15 protein-coding genes and 1 pseudogene are annotated in these 16,918 nt (G+C 60.8%); 7 read left to right on the top strand and 9 right to left on the bottom strand.

Going from position 1 to position 16,918, the window contains the following annotated elements:
* Nucleotides 1-12 precede the first annotated feature (12 nt).
* From NVB75_RS23700 to NVB75_RS23690, 3 genes are all read right to left on the bottom strand, one after another.
* Complete coding sequence (locus NVB75_RS23700; protein ID WP_258343590.1) at nt 13-906, bottom strand: NAD-dependent epimerase/dehydratase family protein; 894 nt, start codon at nt 904-906, stop codon at nt 13-15.
* A 104-nt stretch (nt 907-1,010) separates the two neighbouring features.
* Nucleotides 1,011-1,907: a LysR family transcriptional regulator gene (locus NVB75_RS23695; RefSeq protein WP_008436694.1), complete on the bottom strand. Its 897-nt coding sequence runs from the start codon at nt 1,905-1,907 to the stop codon at nt 1,011-1,013.
* Nucleotides 1,908-2,041: 134 nt separating this feature from the next.
* A complete protein-coding gene (locus NVB75_RS23690; protein WP_258343589.1) occupies nt 2,042-2,806 on the bottom strand; it encodes a sulfite exporter TauE/SafE family protein in 765 nt (254 codons plus the stop codon).
* A gap of 190 nt (nt 2,807-2,996) precedes the next feature.
* Between NVB75_RS23690 and NVB75_RS23685 the strand changes: the two genes are divergently transcribed.
* The gene (locus tag NVB75_RS23685; protein ID WP_258343588.1) at nt 2,997-3,911 is read left to right on the top strand and encodes a LysR substrate-binding domain-containing protein; all 915 of its coding nucleotides are present in this window, start codon (nt 2,997-2,999) and stop codon (nt 3,909-3,911) included.
* A 15-nt stretch (nt 3,912-3,926) separates the two neighbouring features.
* Here the strand turns inward: NVB75_RS23685 and NVB75_RS23680 are convergent, their stop codons facing one another.
* Complete coding sequence (locus NVB75_RS23680) at nt 3,927-5,357, bottom strand: amino acid permease (protein WP_258343587.1); 1,431 nt, start codon at nt 5,355-5,357, stop codon at nt 3,927-3,929.
* A 165-nt stretch (nt 5,358-5,522) separates the two neighbouring features.
* Nucleotides 5,523-6,773 (bottom strand): kynureninase, encoded by a 1,251-nt coding sequence (gene kynU / locus NVB75_RS23675; RefSeq protein WP_258343586.1) that lies wholly within the window; start codon nt 6,771-6,773, stop codon nt 5,523-5,525.
* A gap of 142 nt (nt 6,774-6,915) precedes the next feature.
* Here kynU and NVB75_RS23670 point away from each other — a divergent pair, with 142 nt between their 5' ends.
* Entirely contained in the window at nt 6,916-7,389 is a 474-nt protein-coding gene (locus tag NVB75_RS23670; protein ID WP_003212305.1) for an Lrp/AsnC family transcriptional regulator, read from the top strand.
* A 133-nt stretch (nt 7,390-7,522) separates the two neighbouring features.
* Here NVB75_RS23670 and catA read toward each other — a convergent pair whose 3' ends face one another.
* Genes catA through NVB75_RS23655 form a run of 3 tightly spaced genes read right to left on the bottom strand, consistent with a single transcriptional unit; the run spans nt 7,523 to nt 9,926 of the window.
* A complete protein-coding gene (catA, locus tag NVB75_RS23665) occupies nt 7,523-8,452 on the bottom strand; it encodes a catechol 1,2-dioxygenase (RefSeq protein ID WP_258343585.1) in 930 nt (309 codons plus the stop codon).
* A 42-nt stretch (nt 8,453-8,494) separates the two neighbouring features.
* Nucleotides 8,495-8,785, bottom strand: a complete 291-nt coding sequence (gene catC / locus NVB75_RS23660) for a muconolactone Delta-isomerase (protein ID WP_258343584.1) — start codon at nt 8,783-8,785, stop codon at nt 8,495-8,497.
* Between the two features lie 16 nt (nt 8,786-8,801).
* On the bottom strand, nt 8,802-9,926 hold the full coding sequence (locus NVB75_RS23655) for a muconate cycloisomerase family protein (RefSeq protein ID WP_008436677.1): 1,125 nt from the start codon (nt 9,924-9,926) through the stop codon (nt 8,802-8,804).
* A 114-nt stretch (nt 9,927-10,040) separates the two neighbouring features.
* Between NVB75_RS23655 and NVB75_RS23650 the strand changes: the two are divergent.
* Nucleotides 10,041-10,917 (top strand): annotated as a pseudogene (locus NVB75_RS23650) (LysR family transcriptional regulator).
* Between the two features lie 139 nt (nt 10,918-11,056).
* Here the strand turns inward: NVB75_RS23650 and NVB75_RS23645 are convergent.
* On the bottom strand, nt 11,057-12,055 hold the full coding sequence (locus tag NVB75_RS23645; RefSeq protein WP_258343583.1) for a helix-turn-helix domain-containing protein: 999 nt from the start codon (nt 12,053-12,055) through the stop codon (nt 11,057-11,059).
* A gap of 312 nt (nt 12,056-12,367) precedes the next feature.
* On the opposite strand from NVB75_RS23645, the gene antA reads away from it, so the two are divergent.
* The 4 genes from antA (at nt 12,368) to NVB75_RS23625 (ending at nt 16,854) form a co-directional block, all read left to right on the top strand.
* Nucleotides 12,368-13,759 carry an anthranilate 1,2-dioxygenase large subunit gene (antA, locus tag NVB75_RS23640; RefSeq protein ID WP_258343582.1) on the top strand — a complete coding sequence of 464 codons (1,392 nt, stop codon included), beginning with the start codon at nt 12,368-12,370 and terminating at the stop codon, nt 13,757-13,759.
* Nucleotides 13,759-14,250 carry an anthranilate 1,2-dioxygenase small subunit gene (gene antB / locus NVB75_RS23635; protein WP_003212320.1) on the top strand — a complete coding sequence of 164 codons (492 nt, stop codon included), beginning with the start codon at nt 13,759-13,761 and terminating at the stop codon, nt 14,248-14,250. Before antA ends, antB begins: the two co-directional genes overlap by 1 nt.
* 124 nt (nt 14,251-14,374) lie before the next feature.
* Nucleotides 14,375-15,382, top strand: coding sequence for an anthranilate 1,2-dioxygenase electron transfer component AntC (gene antC / locus NVB75_RS23630; protein ID WP_258343581.1), 1,008 nt, complete (start codon nt 14,375-14,377; stop codon nt 15,380-15,382).
* Nucleotides 15,383-15,453: 71 nt separating this feature from the next.
* Nucleotides 15,454-16,854: an amino acid permease gene (locus tag NVB75_RS23625; RefSeq protein ID WP_003212324.1), complete on the top strand. Its 1,401-nt coding sequence runs from the start codon at nt 15,454-15,456 to the stop codon at nt 16,852-16,854.
* Nucleotides 16,855-16,918 lie beyond the last annotated feature (64 nt).

The raw sequence follows: 16,918 nt of genomic DNA, 5'->3' as shown, positions 1-16,918 counted from the left end.
CTCAAGCGAACATCAAACCATCTCGTTGCGAATCCACTCAACTACGGAGGTCCGCTTCGGCGCCCACCCCAGCAATTCCCGCGCATGCTTGCCACGCACCCGGCTGTTGGAGCCCAAGCCATAGTTCGCCATCTCATAACCCCACTCTGCCTCAGCATCCGCCAATGGCCAATCCTGCGGTTTACCCAGCTTCAACGCTTCGGCAATCGCGGTGGTCATGTCGACAAACGCCGCTTCGCCACTTTCCACAAAGTAGAACGTGCCCGGCACATTCTTTTCCAGCGCCAGCAGGTACAGCGCAACCACGTCTTCGATATGCACGTTGGACCAGATGTTCTGACCGGTACCTACATGACGAACCACACCGCTTTTGCGTGCCTGTTTAAGCAAACGTGGCAACTGCACGCTGTCGCGCTTAACACCCAGGCTGTGACCGTAGATTAACGTGTTGCAGATCACCGCCGAGTTCACGCCGTCTTTGGCGGCAGCCAGGATCAAATTGTCGATAGCCACGCGAGCGGCCTTGTCGACGGTCGGATCCGGCAAGTTGTCTTCGAAGTAGATGACATCGCTGGACTTACCGCCCGACGCATCGCCGACGATGCTCGAACCGCTGGTGTGCAGGAAGGTTTTGTTGGATCCGCGCAACGCGGCCAGCAAAGTTTCCACCGCGCCGCGATGGTCACTGCTGGCGGCGTTGATCACGGCGTCTGCTTTCTTCGCTTGCTCGGTCAACAACGCACTGTCATCCAGCGTGCCGATCACCGGCGTGATGCCCAGTGCAGTCATTTCTTCGGCTTGTTCGGCGCTGCGCACCAGGCCGGTGACTTTATGGCCGGCCTTAACCAGGCCAGTGGCGATGGAGCCGCCGATAAAACCGGCAGCGCCGGTAATGAATACGTTCATGGAGGTGTCTCCCTGCGTGAGTAATTGATGGCGTCAGTATTGCGGCCCCATCCATTCCGAATAAGTCCGCATTGCCCAATTCACTCTTGCGCAGGGGTCACGAATCAACGGGCGTAGCTGGACAGCTTGCCCTGGATAAAGTCCAGGAAGCACTGGATGCGCAAGGCCAATTGCGAGTTGCGGTAGTACACGGCATTGATCGGCTGGCGATAGCCGCTGTTGAACTCTGCCAGCACCGGTATCAGGCGCCCGCTTTTGATGTCCTGGGCGGTCATGAAGTCCGATAGACAGGTGATGCCCTGCCCTTCCAGCGCCAACTGGCGCAAGGTTTCACCGCTGGAGGCGGCGACGCCCGGCTGGATCTGCCAGCGATCCCCGTGCACATGGCGCAGCGGCCAGTGGTTCAGGGTTTCGGTCTGGGTGAAACCGAGCAAGGTGTGTTCGGCCAGTTCGGCTACGGTGCTGGGCGTGCCGTGTTGCTCAAGGTAAGCCGGGCTGGCGAGGATATGCAGCGGGCTGCAACCCAGTGAGCGGGCGTGCAGGGTCGAGTCGGCCAGGGCACCGATGCGGATCGCGATGTCGGTGCTTTGCTCCAGCAGGTCGATGATCAGGTCGTTGCTGTTCAGCTCCAGCTGGATGTCCGGGTACAGGCCACGAAACTCGGCGATGTACGGCACGATCGCATGCAGCATGAACGGCGATGCCGCGTTGATCCGCAGACGCCCCGAGGGTGTTTGCTGGCGCGACGACAGGCGCTCTTCCAGGTCGTCCATTTGCTCGAGGATCACCTTGGCCCGCTCGAAGAAATACTTGCCCTCTTCGGTCAGGTCCATGCGCCGGGTGGTGCGGTTGATCAGGGTGGTGTCGAGCTTGGCTTCCAGGCGCGACAAGGTGCGGCTGACCGCCGACGGCGTCTGCCCAACCTGTTCGGCGGCGGCGGAAATCGACCCGCATTCAATCACGCAGACGAAGATCTGTAGCTCATCGGATCGGGCTTTCAACGTGAATCCTCTTTATAGCGGCTGCACGGATACTAGCCGCATTTCAGACTCAGGATAACGGGGCCTGTGCTTTGGAATACGCACCGGACGGTCAAAACGTATTTGACCAAAATACACAAATCAACAGCAGATTCTTAACCGCTGATCAGCAGATGACCACCCAGCGCGGCCATCCCGATAAAAAACACCCGCTTGAACAGCACCGCGCTGATGCGCTGGCGCAGGGCCTGGCCCAGCCACATGCCGAGCAGCGCCGGCACCAATGCCAGCAATGAGGCGTTCAATTCCCCACCGCCCAGGCTGCCGCGCCAGAACAACCCGGCCGCCAGTGCCAGGGTCGACACGGTGAACGATAGCCCCAGCGCTTGCACCAGTTGATCGCGGTTCAAGCCCAAGGCTTGCAGATACGGCACGGCCGGGATCACGAATACTCCGGTGGCCGAGGTGATGACCCCGGTCAGCACGCCGCACAATGGCCCCAGCCAGCGCTCGGTGGCCGGGCTGACCTTGAAGGTCGGCAGAAACAATCCGCTTAGGGCATACACCAGCAATGCCCCGCCTAACGCCCGCACCACCCAATGCCCGCCGTCCATGCCCAGCCACAACGAGCCCAGCCCGGTACCGAGGAAAATCAGCAGGAGCATCGGCCACAGGCGTTTGATCAAGGCCCTCAGATGACCGCCGAACGCCAGTTGCCAGAGGTTGGTCACCGTCGACGGAATGATCAGCAAGGCCGCAGCCTGCGCCGGCAACATAGCCAGGCCGAGCATTCCCATGGCGATGGTGGGCAAGCCCAGGCCGATGACGCCCTTGACCGTACCGGCCAGCAGGAAGGTGCCGATAACCAGCAATGTCAGGGCCGGGCCGAGGTTTTGGTAGAACGCGAGTAAGGTATTCATGGGTCGATTTTGCAGGTTTGGGTGATGTCTGAAAATTCGCCATATACTGAGGCAGCCTCTTGTTTTGCATGAGGCAGATGGCCTCTTCGCGAGCAAGCCCGCTCCCACATTTTGAAAGGGTTCACAGATCTAAATGTGGGAGCGGGCTTGCTCGCGAAGAGGCCCGTCCAGACACCGAGAACCCCAGCCCATGCACTTTGACCTGATCGACCTGCGCCTGTATCTGCACATCCTCGACACTGGCAACATCACCGCCGGCGCCAGCCGCAGCCATTTATCCCTGGCCGCCGCCAGTGCGCGGATTCGGGCGATGGAAGCCTCGCTGGGCATTGCGTTCCTGGAACGCGGCCGCCGTGGCGTAACGCCAACAGCAGCAGGCAAAGCCCTGGCCCGCCACGCCCGTTTGCTGTTGCAGCAGGCCGAGCACCTGCAGCAAGACCTCGCGGAATACGCCAACGGCGTCAAAGGCCAGGTGCGCCTGCTGTGCAACACCACGGCCCTGAGCGAATACCTGCCGGAATTGCTGGCGGACTTTCTGCGGGAACACCCCAACCTGGATATCGACCTGCAGGAACTGCCAAGCCTGCGCATCACCCACGCTTTGCGCCAGGGTGCGGCAGACCTGGGGATTATTTCCGATGCGGTGGACACCCACGGCTTGCAGACCCTGCCCTTTCGCGACGACCCGCTGGTGCTGATCATGCCCCTTGATCACCCGCTGGCAGACCGCACCGTGAGTTTTATCGACAGCTTGCAGCACGACTACGTAGGCCTGGCCGCCGACAGCGCGCTGGCGGTGTACCTGGAAGAACAGGCGTTGCATGCAGGCTTCCGCTTGCAGACCCGCATCCGCGCGGACGGTTTTGATGGATTGATTCGCATGGTCGCCCGGGGCGCCGGGCTGGGGATCGTGCCGTTGGCCGCGCTGGAACGCTGGCCGCTGGAGCGGCGCTTCCAGGCCCACCCCCTGACCGAGGATTGGGCCTGTCGCAAACTGCTGTTATGCGCGCGCGGGTTCGACCAATTGCCCGGTTACGCCGCCCAACTGCTAAACGCCCTCTCCCCCTGTAGGAGCGAGCGTGCTCGCGAAGCACGTCAACGATAACGCGGGCTTTCTGATTTAACCCGGCGCCCTCGGGTTTTTCGCGAGCAAGCTCGCGCCTACAGGGTTTTGGCGCCCCTTGCGGAAAAACACGTAGTACACCAGCGACAAAATCAGCAGGAAGGGCACCCCGAACACCAGCGTCATCTTGAAGGCCTCGGTGAAGAACGTGGTGATCATCACCGCGCCCATCAGCACCAGGCCCAGCAGCGTGCTGTAGGGAAACAGCGCCAGCTGGAACGACAACTTCGCCCCGCCGTGACGCTTGCGGTAGCGGCGGAAAAACAGGTGAGTCAGGAAGATCATGAACCAGGTGAAGATCGCGCCAAACATCGAGATCGCCATCATCAGGGTGAACGAGCTTTCCGGGTACACCACATTCAGCAGGGTCGCCAGGGCAATGCCCGAGCTGGACAGCAGCAAGGCGTTCAACGGAATGCCGCTCTTGCTCAAGGCGCCCATGGACTTGGGCGCGAAGCCAGCGCGAGACAGGCTGAACATCATGCGGGTGGTGATGTAGAGCTGGCTGTTCATCGCCGACAAGGCGGCGATCAGGATTACAAAGTTCATCACCCCGGTGGCGCCGGGAATGCCGATGGTCTGCATCACCGTGACGAACGGGCTCTGGGCATGGCCGGCCTGGTTCCACGGCACGATGGCGAGCATCAGCGCCAGGGTCAGCAGGTAGAACACCACCAGCCGCACGATGGTCGCGCGGAAGGCTTTCTTCACCGCCTGCTCCGGGTCGGCCGCTTCACCGGCGGCCACCGCGATCATTTCCACGCTCAGGTAACTGAAGATCGAGACGATCACCGCGATCCACATGCCGCTCAAGCCATTCGGGAAAAAGCCGCCGTGGGCCGTGTAGTTCTGCACACCGTAATCCGGGTTGCCGGAGCCGAACACCACATACACCGCGAGGATGATAAAGCCGACGATGGCGCTGATCTTGATCGTGGAAAACCAGTATTCGAAGTTGCCGAAGGTCTTGACGCTGATGGCGTTGAGCACGATCAACACGCTGGAAAACGACACGATCCACACCCATTCCGGCACGTTGGCGAACCAGTACTTCATGTACATCGCCACCGCCGTGACCTCGGCGCCCACCGCCAACACAATCGCCGCCCAGTACGCATAGCGCACCAGGAAACCCGCCAGCGGGCTGACGTAAAACTCGGCATACGCGCCGAACGAGCCCGAGGTGGAATGCGCCACGGTCATCTCCGCCAGGCAGCCCATCAGCAACAAGGTGATCAGCGCACCGATGGCATAGCTGACCAGCACGCTGGGCCCCGCATAGCCGATGGCGTAGGCGCTGCCCATGAACAGCCCGGTGCCGATGGCGCCACCGATGGCGATCATGCTCATCTGGCCGGAAGTGAGCTGGCGCCTGAGGCCCAGTTCGCGATTGGTGATTTCGGCAAAGCCTTGGTCTGGCGTGGTCACGTGGCGTGCCCCTTTATTATTGTGATTGCACTGCTTTCTGGTTGAAACACTGTCCCTTGTGGGAGCGGGCTTGCTCGCGAATGCGGTGTGCCAGTCAATACATCAGAGACTGATAGACCGCATTCGCGAGCAAGCCCGCTCCCACATTTTTTGCTCTGCGTTTACTCAGGTGACGCTGTGGCGAACCTTGAATTGCGGCTGATCCCAGGTTTTCTGATCGAGAATCTCACCCAGGATTTCCACCGCATCCCACACCTCAGCAAAGCTGGTGTACAGCGGGGTAAAGCCGAAACGCATGATCCGCGGCTCGCGATAATCACCAATCACGCCACGGGCGATCAAGGCCTGGATAACCGCATAGCCTTCCGGGTGTTCGAAGCTGACGTGGCTACCCCGCCGCGCGTGTTCACGCGGGGTGATCAAGGTCAGGTCGTGAGCAGCGCAACGGGATTCCACCAGCTCGATAAACAGGTCGGTCAGCGCCAGGGATTTAGCGCGCAAGCTGGCCATGTCGGTCTGGGCAAAAATATCCAGGCCACACTCCACCATCGCCAGCGAGGTAATCGGCTGGGTGCCACACAGGTAGCGGGCGATGCCCTGGCTCGGCGCATAACGCGATTCCATGGCGAACTGGCGGGTATGCCCGAACCAGCCCGACAGCGGCTGCGTGACCACATCCACCAACGCCGGGTTGACCCACACAAACGCCTGGGAGCCGGGCCCGCCGTTGAGGTATTTGTAGGTGCAACCAATCGCATAATCGGCACCGGCCTGATGCAGGTCGATCGGCACCGCGCCCGCCGAATGCGCCAGGTCCCAGATCGTCAGCGCGCCGCACTCATGGCTCAACGCGGTCTGGGCCGGCATGTCGTACATGTAGCCGGTCTTGTAGTTGACGTGGGTGAGCATCACCACGGCCGTGTCCTGGTCGATGGCGTGGGGCAGTTCGTCCGGGCTGTTGACCAGGCGCAGGGAGTAGCCCTGTTGCAGCAGTTCGGTCAGGCCTTCGGCGATGTACAGGTCGGTGGGGAAATTGCTCGCTTCGCTGACGATCACCTTGCGGCTTGGCGCGCGTTCGCGCTGCACGGTCAGTGCCGCGCTGAGCACCTTGAACAGGTTGATAGAGGTGGTATCGGTAATCACCACTTCACCGTCGCGGGCACCGATCAGCGGTGCCAGGCGATTGCCCAGGCGCTGGGACAGGTCGGCCCAGCCGGCGCTGTTCCAGCTGCGAATCAGGCCATTGCCCCACTCCTCGACGATCACCGCTTGCGCCCGCGCCAGCGCTGCCACCGGGCGCGCGCCCAGAGAGTTGCCGTCGAGGTAGATCACCCCGGCAGGCAAGGCGAATTGGTCGCGCAGTGGCGCCAGCGGATCCTGGGCGTCGAGGGTCAGGCAATGGGTGCGGGTGGTCATGGTCAGTCCTGTTCTTGTAGTAACAATGAGCCAAATAATGAACGAAGCTTTAGAGAATTTTCGTGCAAAGTGGTGGGCAACAGGCTAATTAAGCTGTAGGAAATTCGAATTTAACCCCCAAACACGCGGATTTATTCTAACCATGATTCTCGACGCTACCGACCTGCGCCTTCTGCATTTCCTGCAACAGGATGGCCGTATCAGTAACCAGGAACTGGCGGAGAAAGTCGCCCTGTCGCCCTCGGCTTGCCTGCGGCGTTTGCGCCTGCTGGAGAGCGAGGGAATCATCAGCGGTTATCGGGCGGTGCTGAACGCCGAGCAGTTGGGGATTGAGCTGGAGGCCATCGTCCACCTGTCGTTGCGTCAGGACGTGGAGGATTGGCACGAGACGTTTATCAAGAAGGTGCAAGGGTGGCCGGAGGTGGCCAGTGCGTATGTGATTACCGGGGCGAGCAATTATGTGCTGCGGGTGCAGGCGCGTAATTTGAAGCACTTTTCGGACTTTATCGTGAACCACCTGAACCGCACGGCGGGGGTGATGGATATTCGGTCGGAGATCGTGTTGCAGAAGATCAAGGATCGGGATGATTTGCTCGACCTGGTTGTTCGCAAGTAGGCCAAACGATACAGCGGATCGTTCCCACGCTCTGCGTGGGAATGTCGCCCTGGACGCTCCGCGTCCGCTCTTAAGGTCGTGACGCGGAGCGTCACAGGAGGCGTTCCCACGCGGAGCGTGGGAACGATCAACCTCAGTCTTCGAGGGCGCGCACTCGCTGCATGCGCTTCTGTTCTACCGGCGCCGCCGCAGGCTGCAACTCGAAGTCAAAATCAATCTGCGCAAACTGCCCTTCCACACCAAATTCCTTCGCCAGGTTTGCGTCCTCGCTGAAGCGAATCTCGGCGATCAATTCATCCCGCGTCGCATAGGCAAAATCATCATGCAGGTACGGATCATCCGACAGGTTGATCTGCGTCGTCAGGTGCCGATGGCCTGGCGCCGAGATGAAGAAGTGGATATGCGCCGGCCGCTGGCCATGGCGCCCCAACTGGTCCAGCAACTGCTGGGTCGGCCCGGTCGGCGGGCAGCCATACCCCGACGGCACAATGCTGCGGAAACGGTAGTTGCCCTGGGCATCGGTCTCGATCCGCCGACGCAGGTTGAACTCCGATTGCGTGCCGTCAAACCACGAATACGTGCCGCCCGTGTTGGCCTGCCACACGTCGACAATCGCCCCCGCCAGCGGCTTGCCGTTGGTGTCGCGCACCTGGCCTTGCATGAACAGCGGCACACCCGGGTCCTGCCCGTCGTCCAGCCGCGCTTCGAATTTGGACAGCGGCGCACCGGCCACATACAGCGGGCCTTCGATGGTGCGCGGGGTGCCGCCGGATTTGCCGGCTTCTTCGTCTGCCGCGTCCATCAGCATGTCCAGGTAATGCTCCAGGCCCAGGCCGGCTGCGAGCAACCCGGCTTCCTGGTTCTTGCCCAGTTCGTTGAGGTAGTTGACCGCCTTCCAGAACTCTTCCGGGGTCACTTCCAGGTCTTCGATGATGTTCACCGTGTCCCGCAGGATCCGGTAGATCAGCGCCTTGGCCCGTGGGTTGCCGCCGTCGTTCAGGTTGCCGCTGGCTTCTTCGAGAAACTGTTGGGCGTGAGCAGTCTGGGAAAGTCGGATGGTCATGGTGCAATCCTCATCTTGTAATTATTAGGTGAAAAAACAGACTCAGCGATCATCCTCACGGATCGACGATGGATGCCGGCACAGGGCATTCACTTCGATGGCCATGTAAGGATAAAGCGGCAGTTGCATCAGCAGGTCATGCAGTTCCTGCACGCTGTCGACGTCGAACACGCTGTAGTTGGCATACAGCCCGGCGATGCGCCACAGGTGGCGCCATTTGCCCTCTTGTTGCAGCCGCTGGGAGAAGGCTTTTTCTTCAGCCTTGAGGCCGGCAGCGCACTCGGGGTTCATGTCGACGGGCAGGTTCACGGTCATTTTTACGTGGAACAACATCGCAGGTGTCCTCGGGTTATTTATCGCGACGGAAGAACGCCAGGCGCTCTTCATCGATGGCCAGGCCCAGGCCCGGAGCGGTGGAGACATGCAGGTGAAAATCGCGGTACACCAGCGGCTCGGCGAGGATGTCTTCGGTGAGCAGCAGCGGGCCGAACAGCTCGGTGTCCCACGCCAGTTTGTTCAAGGTGAGAAAGGCATGGGCCGAGGCCAGGGTGCCGATACCGCCTTCGAGCATGGTGCCGCCGTACAGGCCGATGCCCGCCGCTTCGGCAATCGCCGCAGTGCGCAATACCGCACGCGGGCCGCCGTTTTTGGCGATCTTCAGGGCGAACACCGAGGCCGCGCCTTCGCGGGCCAGGTTGAAGGCGTCTTCCACACATTCGATGGATTCGTCGGCCATGATCGGCGCCGGGCTCGACAGGTTGAGCCGAACCATGCCGCCACGGTTGTTGCGCGAAATCGGTTGTTCGATCAGGTCGATACCGTTGTCACCCAGCACCTTGCAGGCGCGCAGAGCCACGGCTTCGTCCCAGGCCTGGTTGACGTCGACTCGCACGCTGGCGCGATCACCCAAGGCTTTTTTGATCGCGATGACGTGGGCCAGGTCCTGGCTGACTTCACCGGCGCCAATCTTCAGTTTGAAGATGCGGTGGCGGCGCAGGTCGAGCATCTTCTCGGCCTCGGCGATGTCTTTTTCGGTATTGCCGCTGGCCAGGGTCCAGGCCACCGGCAAGGCGTCCCGCACACGGCCACCGAGTAATTCGCTGACCGGCAGGTTCAGGCGTTTGCCGAGGGCATCGAGCAAGGCGCTTTCGATACCCGACTTGGCAAAGGTGTTGCCCCGGATGCTGCGCTCCAGGCGCAACATGGCGGCATTGATGTTGCTCGCATCCTGGCCAAGCAGCAGCGGCGCGAAGTGCCGGTCGATGTTGATCTTGATGCTGTCGGGGCTTTCATTGCCGTAGCTCAGGCCGCCGATGGTGGTGGATTCACCAATGCCTTCGATACCGTCGGCGCAGCGCACGCGGATGATCACCAGGGTCTGGTTCTGCATCGTGTGCATCGCCAGCTTGTGCGGGCGAATGGTAGGGAGATCGACGATGATGGTCTCGATCGACTCGATGGCGCAAATCGGCATGGCAATACCCGTTGGGTTCTTTATAGATTTGGCTTGATTCTGTTCCGCATTTTTTCTGGCTTCCAATATAGAATTAGTCTCGAACAATACCCCTAAGGTATGAATGGAGTCCTTATGGAACTGCGCCATCTGCGTTACTTCCAGGTGCTGGGGGAAACCCTCAACTTCACCCGCGCCGCCGAACGCCTACACATTGCCCAGCCGCCGTTGAGCCGGCAGATCCAGCAACTGGAGGACGAACTGGGCGTGGTCCTGCTGGAACGCGGGCGGCCATTGCGCCTGACCGAGGCCGGGCGTTTTTTCTATGAGCACGCCAACGTGCTGCTGGAGCAACTGGGCAAGGTGTGCGATAGCACCCGGCGCATTGGCTTGGGCGAAAAAGACCTGGCTGGGCATCGGTTTTGCGCCGTCGACGCTGTATGGCGTACTGCCGGAGTTGATTCGACGGCTGCGCAGCCACGATGGCCTGGAGCTGGAGTTGGGCCTGTCGGAAATGACCACATTGCAACAGGTCGAAGCCCTCAAGGCCGGGCGGATTGATGTGGGCTTCGGGCGGATTCGCATCGACGACCCGGCGATTGTGCAGCGGGTGTTGGTGGAAGATCGGCTGGTGGCGGTGTTGCCCGCCGGGCATCCCTTGCTGGGTGCACCGGCCACCTTGGCACAATTGGCCGCAGAGCCTTTCGTGCTGTACCCCGGTAATCCGCGGCCCAGCTACGCCGACCATGTGATCGCGCTGTTCGACGCCCACGGTTTGAGCCTGAAGGTGGCGCAGTGGACCAATGAATTGCAGACCGCCATCGGCCTGGTGGGTGCGGGTATGGGCGTGACGCTGGTGCCAGCCTCGGTGCAGGTGCTGCATCGGGCGGACATCGGCTATACGCCGGTGGTGGAAGCCACCGCCACTTCGCCGATCATTCTCAGCCGGAGGATCAATGACCAGTCGCCGGGGCTTACTCATTGCCTGCAGCTGGTTGAAGAGTTGATTTAAAAGAACACCACACATCCAATGTGGGAGCGGGCTTGCTCGCGAATGCGCAGTGTCAGTCACCGAATGAGTTGGCTGATGCACCGCATTCGCGAGCAAGCCCGCTCCCACAGTTGATCTCCGTTGTTTTTGAGTAAAGTGTTCACCCCCGCATGCGCCGGGCGTCGTTGCGCTGCAGCGTCTGGCTGGGAGACTCGTCGAACAGCTTGCGGTACTCGGCCGAGAATCGCCCCAAATGGGTAAAGCCCCAACCCAGGGCGACCTCGGAGATGGTGCGGGTCGAACCGTGTTCGAGAATTTCCTGGCGCACGGCCCCCAGGCGGTATTTCTTCAGGTAAGCCATGGGCGACAGGGCGAAGTATTTGCGAAAGGCATCGAACAGCTTGAAGCGCGAAACCCCCGCCGCGGCCTCCAGGTCCTCCAGATGCACCGCCTCCCGGGCGTTGTCGTGGATGTACTGCCGCGCACGGATCAGATAGTGCGGCAGCTTCACCCCCAGCACGTCCCGCAGTTCTTCGGAGTAGTTATTCGGCTGGGCGAGAATCAGGCCCTTGATCAGCGAGCTTTCCAAGTCCCGGGTAAACGCCGCCTGGTCATACAGCTCGCTGCTGCGCTCCAGTTCGGCGATGAAATACCGCGCCATGCGCCACCACGACGCCGGGGCGCCATCCACCGCATCCATCACCGACTCAAAGCGCAGCGGCGCTTCAATCGGCCGTTGCAGCAGGCCTTCCAGGGATTCGCTCATCGCCGCGCGGGTGATCACCACCTGCAACTTGCGGCAGTCGCCGGAAATCGCCAGCACTTGATGCTCATTGGGCGAGATGATCACGCCCTGATCGCGGTTGGAACTGAGCCGCTCGCCGTTCTTGCTCAGTTCCTGCTCGCCCACCAACGGCAGGCTCAGGCTGTAGCTGCTGAAGTGTTCGGCGTCTTCAATGTCGATCGTGACGTCGGTGCCGTACTCAATAATCCCCAGCGTGGTGGCGCGAGACTTGAACACATTGGCACTGTGGTGAAAGCGGATGCGTTCCGGCGTCGCGGTCTGCAGCCGGTGCGGCCCGCAAATGCCAGACATCCAGCTGCAAGCGCCTTCAAGGTCGAAGCGCTCGATACGTATATCGCGTGTATTGCTACTCATCACTGGGCACCCACGGCAATTGTGGCCGGCGCGCTCTGACGGCGCGTCCTGGTAGAGCAACAGCAAGTTTTGCGCCACGCCAGCGGCATTGCCACTGGGTGGATAGCAACCGTCGATTAAGTGGATAACGCACCGACTTTTTCGACAATTGCCTTGCAAGACAGTAGCGCATTCCACCACTGCCCTGCACCGCCGTGGGTATTTCGTGCCCAACTAAGTGGCCCACCTTCCCCCATTAACCGGATAGCCCACCACCCTGCCGCAGCCTCTTAATGGCCTACCCGTTTAGCCATTATCAAAAAGGTGCCTCCCATGAGTGGTGCAAGAAGCGTCGAGCAGTGGAAAAGCTTTATCGAAGGCTGCCTGGACTTTCGTCCGGTGGATGAAGTGTTCCGCATCGCCCGGGACATGTTCACCGAGCCGGAGCTGTTTGATCTGGAGATGGAACTGATCTTCGAAAAGAACTGGATCTACGCCTGTCACGAGAGCGAACTGGCCAACAAGCACGACTTCGTGACGATGCGCGCCGGGCGCCAGCCGATGATCATCACTCGCGATGGCGAAGGCCAGCTCAACGCCCTGATCAACGCCTGCCAACACCGGGGCACCACCCTGACGCGGGTCGGCAAGGGTAACCAGTCCACCTTCACCTGCCCGTTCCATGCCTGGTGCTACAAGAGCGATGGCCGGCTGGTGAAGGTCAAGGCGCCGGGGGAATACCCGGAAGGGTTCGACAAAGCCACTCGCGGCCTGAAAAAGGCGCGGATCGAGAGCTACAAGGGTTTCGTCTTCATCAGCCTGGACGTGAACGGCAGTGACAGCCTGGAAGACTTCCTCGGCGACGCCAAAGTGTTCTTCGACATGATGGTCGCCCAATCGGCCACCGGCGAGCTGGAAGTGCTGCCGGGCAAATCCGCTTACACCTACGACGGCAACTGGAAACTGCAAAACGAGAACGGCCTGGACGGTTATCACGTCAGCACCGTGCACTACAACTACGTGGCCACGGTGCAGCATCGCCAACAGGTCAACACGGAAAACGGTACCGGCTCGGGCACGACCCTGGACTACAGCAAGCTCGGCGCCGGTGACGCGAATACCGATGACGGCTGGTTCGCCTTCAACAATGGCCACAGCCTGCTGTTCAGTGACATGCCCAACCCCACCGTGCGTTCGGGCTACGCCACCATCATGCCGCGCCTGGTCGAAGAACACGGCCAGCAAAAAGCCGAGTGGATGATGCACCGCCTGCGCAACCTGAACATCTACCCGAGCCTGTTTTTCCTCGATCAGATCAGCTCGCAGTTGCGGATCATCCGCCCCATCGCCTGGAACAAGACCGAGATCATCAGCCAGTGCCTGGGGGTGAAAGGCGAGTCTGACGCCGACCGAGAAAACCGCATCCGCCAGTTCGAGGATTTCTTCAACGTCTCCGGTATGGGCACGCCGGATGACCTGGTGGAATTTCGCGAAGCCCAGCGCGGCTTCCAGGGCCGCCTGGAACGCTGGAGCGATATCTCCCGTGGCAGCCATCGCTGGGAAACCGGGCCGACGCCCAACAGCGAAGCCATCGGCATCCAGCCGGCAATGACCGGCACCGAATTCACCCACGAAGGCCTGTACGTCAACCAGCACCGCAACTGGCAGAAATTCCTGCTGGACGGGCTCGATGCCCAAGCCCTGAAACTGCGTGAGGTGAAATGATGAATGCGCAATTGCAGTACCGGATCGAACAGTTTTTTTACCGTAAATCCGAGCTGTGCGATGCCCAGGATTGGGACGCCTACGTGCAGTTGTTCGACCCGCAGAGCGAGTTCCACCTGCCGCAGTGGGACTCGGAACACGTCTACACCCGCGACCCGAAGCGCGAGATGTCGCTGATCTACTACGCCAACCGCTCGGGCCTGGAGGATCGGGTGTTCCGCCTGCGCACGGGCAAGGCCGCGTCGGCCACGCCGATGCCGAGGACGCTGCATTTGATCAACAACGTGCGGATTGCCGAGCAACCGGACGGGCTGCTGGAAGTGAAGCTGAACTGGCACACGCTGTTCTATCGGCTGGCGACGTCGGAGCAGTTCTACGGCAGCGCCACTTACAGCCTCAAGCCCGATGGCGACAGTTGGTTGATCACCCGCAAGCATGCGCTGCTGCTCAACGACACCATCAACTCGGTGCTGGATTTCTATCACCTGTGAACACCTTCCCCCGTAGCAGCTGTCGAGCCTTGGCGAGGCTGCGTCTGCGGAGTGTCAGGTGCGCCGCCGACGCAGCCTCGCCAAGGCTCGACAGCTGCTACGCGGCGTTTTAGAGAGCGATCATATGAATCACAAAGTGGCCTTCAGTTTTGCCGACGGCAAGACCCTGTTTTTCCCGGTGGGCGCCAATGAGATCCTGCTGGATGCCGCGCTGCGCAACGGCATCAAGATCCCGCTCGACTGTCGCGAAGGCGTATGCGGCACCTGTCAGGGCCGGTGCGAGTCCGGCGATTTCACCCAGGACTACGTGGACGAGGAAGCCCTCTCCAGCCTCGACCTGCAACAACGCAAAATGCTCAGCTGCCAGACCCGGGTCCAGTCCGACGCGGCGTTTTATTTCGATTTTGATTCCAGCCTGTGCAACGCGCCGGGGCCAGTACAAATCCGCAGTACGGTGAGCGATGTGCAGCAGGTCTCGGCCAGCACCGCGATCCTGCACCTGCAGCTTGAACACCCATTGGACTTTTTGCCGGGCCAATATGCCCGCCTGTCGATTCCCGGCACCGACAGTTGGCGCTCCTACTCTTTCGCCAACCGCCCGGGCAATCAATTGCAGTTTCTGATCCGCCTGCTGCCCGATGGCGTGATGAGCAACTACATCCGCGAGCGCTGCCAGGTCGGCGATGAGGTGCTGCTGGAAGCGCCATTGGGTGCCTTCTACCTTCGGCATGTCACCCGACCGCTGGTGTTGGTGGCCGGTGGCACCGGTTTATCGGCGCTGCTGGGCATGCTTGACGACCTGGCCGCCAGCGCCTGCCAACAGCCGGTGCACCTGTATTACGGCGTGCGCGGTGCGGCCGATTTGTGCGAGGCCGCCCGCGTCGCCGCTTATGCCGAAAAAATCCCAAACTTTCGCTACACCGAAGTACTCAGCGACCCGACGCCCGATTGGGCCGGCAAGCGTGGCTACCTCACCGAGCATTTCGACCTGGCCGAATTACGGGATCAATCGGCGGATATGTACGTGTGCGGGCCGCCACCGATGGTCGAATCCATCAAACAATGGCTGCTGGATCAGGCACTTGATGGCGTTCAGCTGTATTACGAAAAGTTTACCGAGAGTAATATCTGACCCCTCAGCGGTATGAGGGGCTGGTTCGGTGTGCGATCAACCCTGAAAAAAACAAGTAGAAGGGAATGTTAATGGCGGATGACATGGTTAACCCGGTGGGCCTCAAACGTGGCCTGAAGAACCGACATATTCAGCTGATTGCCTTGGGAGGGGCAATCGGGACCGGGCTGTTCCTCGGCTCGGCAGGCGTGCTCAAGTCGGCGGGGCCGTCGATGATCCTGGGCTATGCGGTAGCCGGTTTCATCGCGTTCCTGATCATGCGCCAGCTGGGCGAGATGATCGTCGAGGAACCGGTCGCCGGCTCCTTCAGCCACTTTGCCCACAAATACTGGGGCGGTTACGCAGGCTTCCTCGCCGGCTGGAACTACTGGGTACTCTACGTGCTGGTGGGCATGGCCGAGCTGACAGCGGTGGGCAAGTACATCCAGTTCTGGTGGCCGGAAATTCCGACCTGGGTCAGCGCGGTGGTGTTCTTTGTGCTGGTCAACCTGATCAACACCCTCAACGTGAAGTTCTTCGGTGAGACCGAGTTCTGGTTCGCGATCATCAAGGTGGTGGCGATTGTCGGCATGATCGTGCTCGGCTGCTATCTGCTGTTCAGCGGCACCGGCGGCCCGCAGGCCTCGGTGAGCAACCTGTGGAGCCACGGCGGGTTCTTCCCCAATGGCGGCATGGGGCTGTTGATGTCCATGGCGTTCATCATGTTCTCGTTCGGCGGCCTGGAGCTGGTGGGGATTACCGCCGCCGAAGCCAGCGAGCCACGCAAGGTGATCCCGAAGGCGATCAACCAGGTGGTGTACCGGATCCTGATTTTCTACGTCGGCGCACTTACCGTGCTGCTGTCGTTGTACCCATGGGACCAACTGCTGCAAACCCTCGGCGCATCGGGCGATGCCTACAGCGGCAGCCCGTTCGTGCAGATCTTCTCGCTGATCGGTAATGACACCGCCGCCCACATCCTAAACTTCGTGGTCCTGACCGCGGCACTGTCGGTGTACAACAGCGGCGTGTACTGCAACAGCCGCATGCTGTTCGGCCTAGCCGAGCAAGGCGATGCGCCGAAAGCGCTGATGAAGCTGAACAAGCAAGGCGTGCCGCTGCGTGCCCTGGGCATTTCGGCCCTGGTGACGCTGCTGTGCGTGGTGATCAACTACGTCGCCCCGCATGACGCACTGGAGCTGTTGTTTGCGCTGGTGGTTGCCTCGCTGATGATCAACTGGGCGCTGATCAGCCTGACCCACATCAAGTTCCGCAAGGCCATGGGCGAGCAAGGCGTGGTGCCGTCGTTCAAGACCTTCTGGTTCCCGTTCAGCAACTACCTGTGCCTGGCGTTCATGCTGATGATCATCTGCGTGATGCTGGCGATTCCGGGTGTGCGGGCGTCGGTGTATGCGATTCCGGTTTGGGTCGGGATTATCTATGTGGCGTACCGGTTGCGGTTGAATAACGCGAAGGCAGTAACAGCGCAATAACCCATGTGGGAGCGGGCTTGTGTGGGAGCGGGCTTGCTCGCGAAGGCGTCGTGTCAGTCACCTG

Origin of the sequence: Pseudomonas sp. CBS, assembly GCF_024734645.1 — a bacterium.
Lineage (GTDB): Bacteria > Pseudomonadota > Gammaproteobacteria > Pseudomonadales > Pseudomonadaceae > Aquipseudomonas.
Note: the sequence above shows the minus strand (reverse complement) of the source record. Positions and strands in the feature narration are given on the sequence as shown.

Bases quoted from the DNA above. Each gene is read 5' to 3' on its own strand.
- NVB75_RS23645 (WP_258343583.1), bottom strand. From the start codon at position 12,055: ATGAGTAGCAATACACGCGATATACGTATCGAGCGCTTCGACCTTGAA.
- kynU (WP_258343586.1), bottom strand. From the start codon at position 6,773: ATGACCACCCGCACCCATTGCCTGACCCTCGACGCCCAGGATCCGCTG.
- antC (WP_258343581.1), top strand. From the start codon at position 14,375: ATGAATCACAAAGTGGCCTTCAGTTTTGCCGACGGCAAGACCCTGTTT.
- catA (WP_258343585.1), bottom strand. From the start codon at position 8,452: ATGACCATCCGACTTTCCCAGACTGCTCACGCCCAACAGTTTCTCGAA.
- NVB75_RS23700 (WP_258343590.1), bottom strand. From the start codon at position 906: ATGAACGTATTCATTACCGGCGCTGCCGGTTTTATCGGCGGCTCCATC.
- catC (WP_258343584.1), bottom strand. From the start codon at position 8,785: ATGTTGTTCCACGTAAAAATGACCGTGAACCTGCCCGTCGACATGAAC.
- NVB75_RS23690 (WP_258343589.1), bottom strand. From the start codon at position 2,806: ATGAATACCTTACTCGCGTTCTACCAAAACCTCGGCCCGGCCCTGACA.
- NVB75_RS23685 (WP_258343588.1), top strand. From the start codon at position 2,997: ATGCACTTTGACCTGATCGACCTGCGCCTGTATCTGCACATCCTCGAC.
- NVB75_RS23655 (WP_008436677.1), bottom strand. From the start codon at position 9,926: ATGCCGATTTGCGCCATCGAGTCGATCGAGACCATCATCGTCGATCTC.
- antB (WP_003212320.1), top strand. From the start codon at position 13,759: ATGAATGCGCAATTGCAGTACCGGATCGAACAGTTTTTTTACCGTAAA.
- NVB75_RS23625 (WP_003212324.1), top strand. From the start codon at position 15,454: ATGGCGGATGACATGGTTAACCCGGTGGGCCTCAAACGTGGCCTGAAG.
- antA (WP_258343582.1), top strand. From the start codon at position 12,368: ATGAGTGGTGCAAGAAGCGTCGAGCAGTGGAAAAGCTTTATCGAAGGC.
- NVB75_RS23670 (WP_003212305.1), top strand. From the start codon at position 6,916: ATGATTCTCGACGCTACCGACCTGCGCCTTCTGCATTTCCTGCAACAG.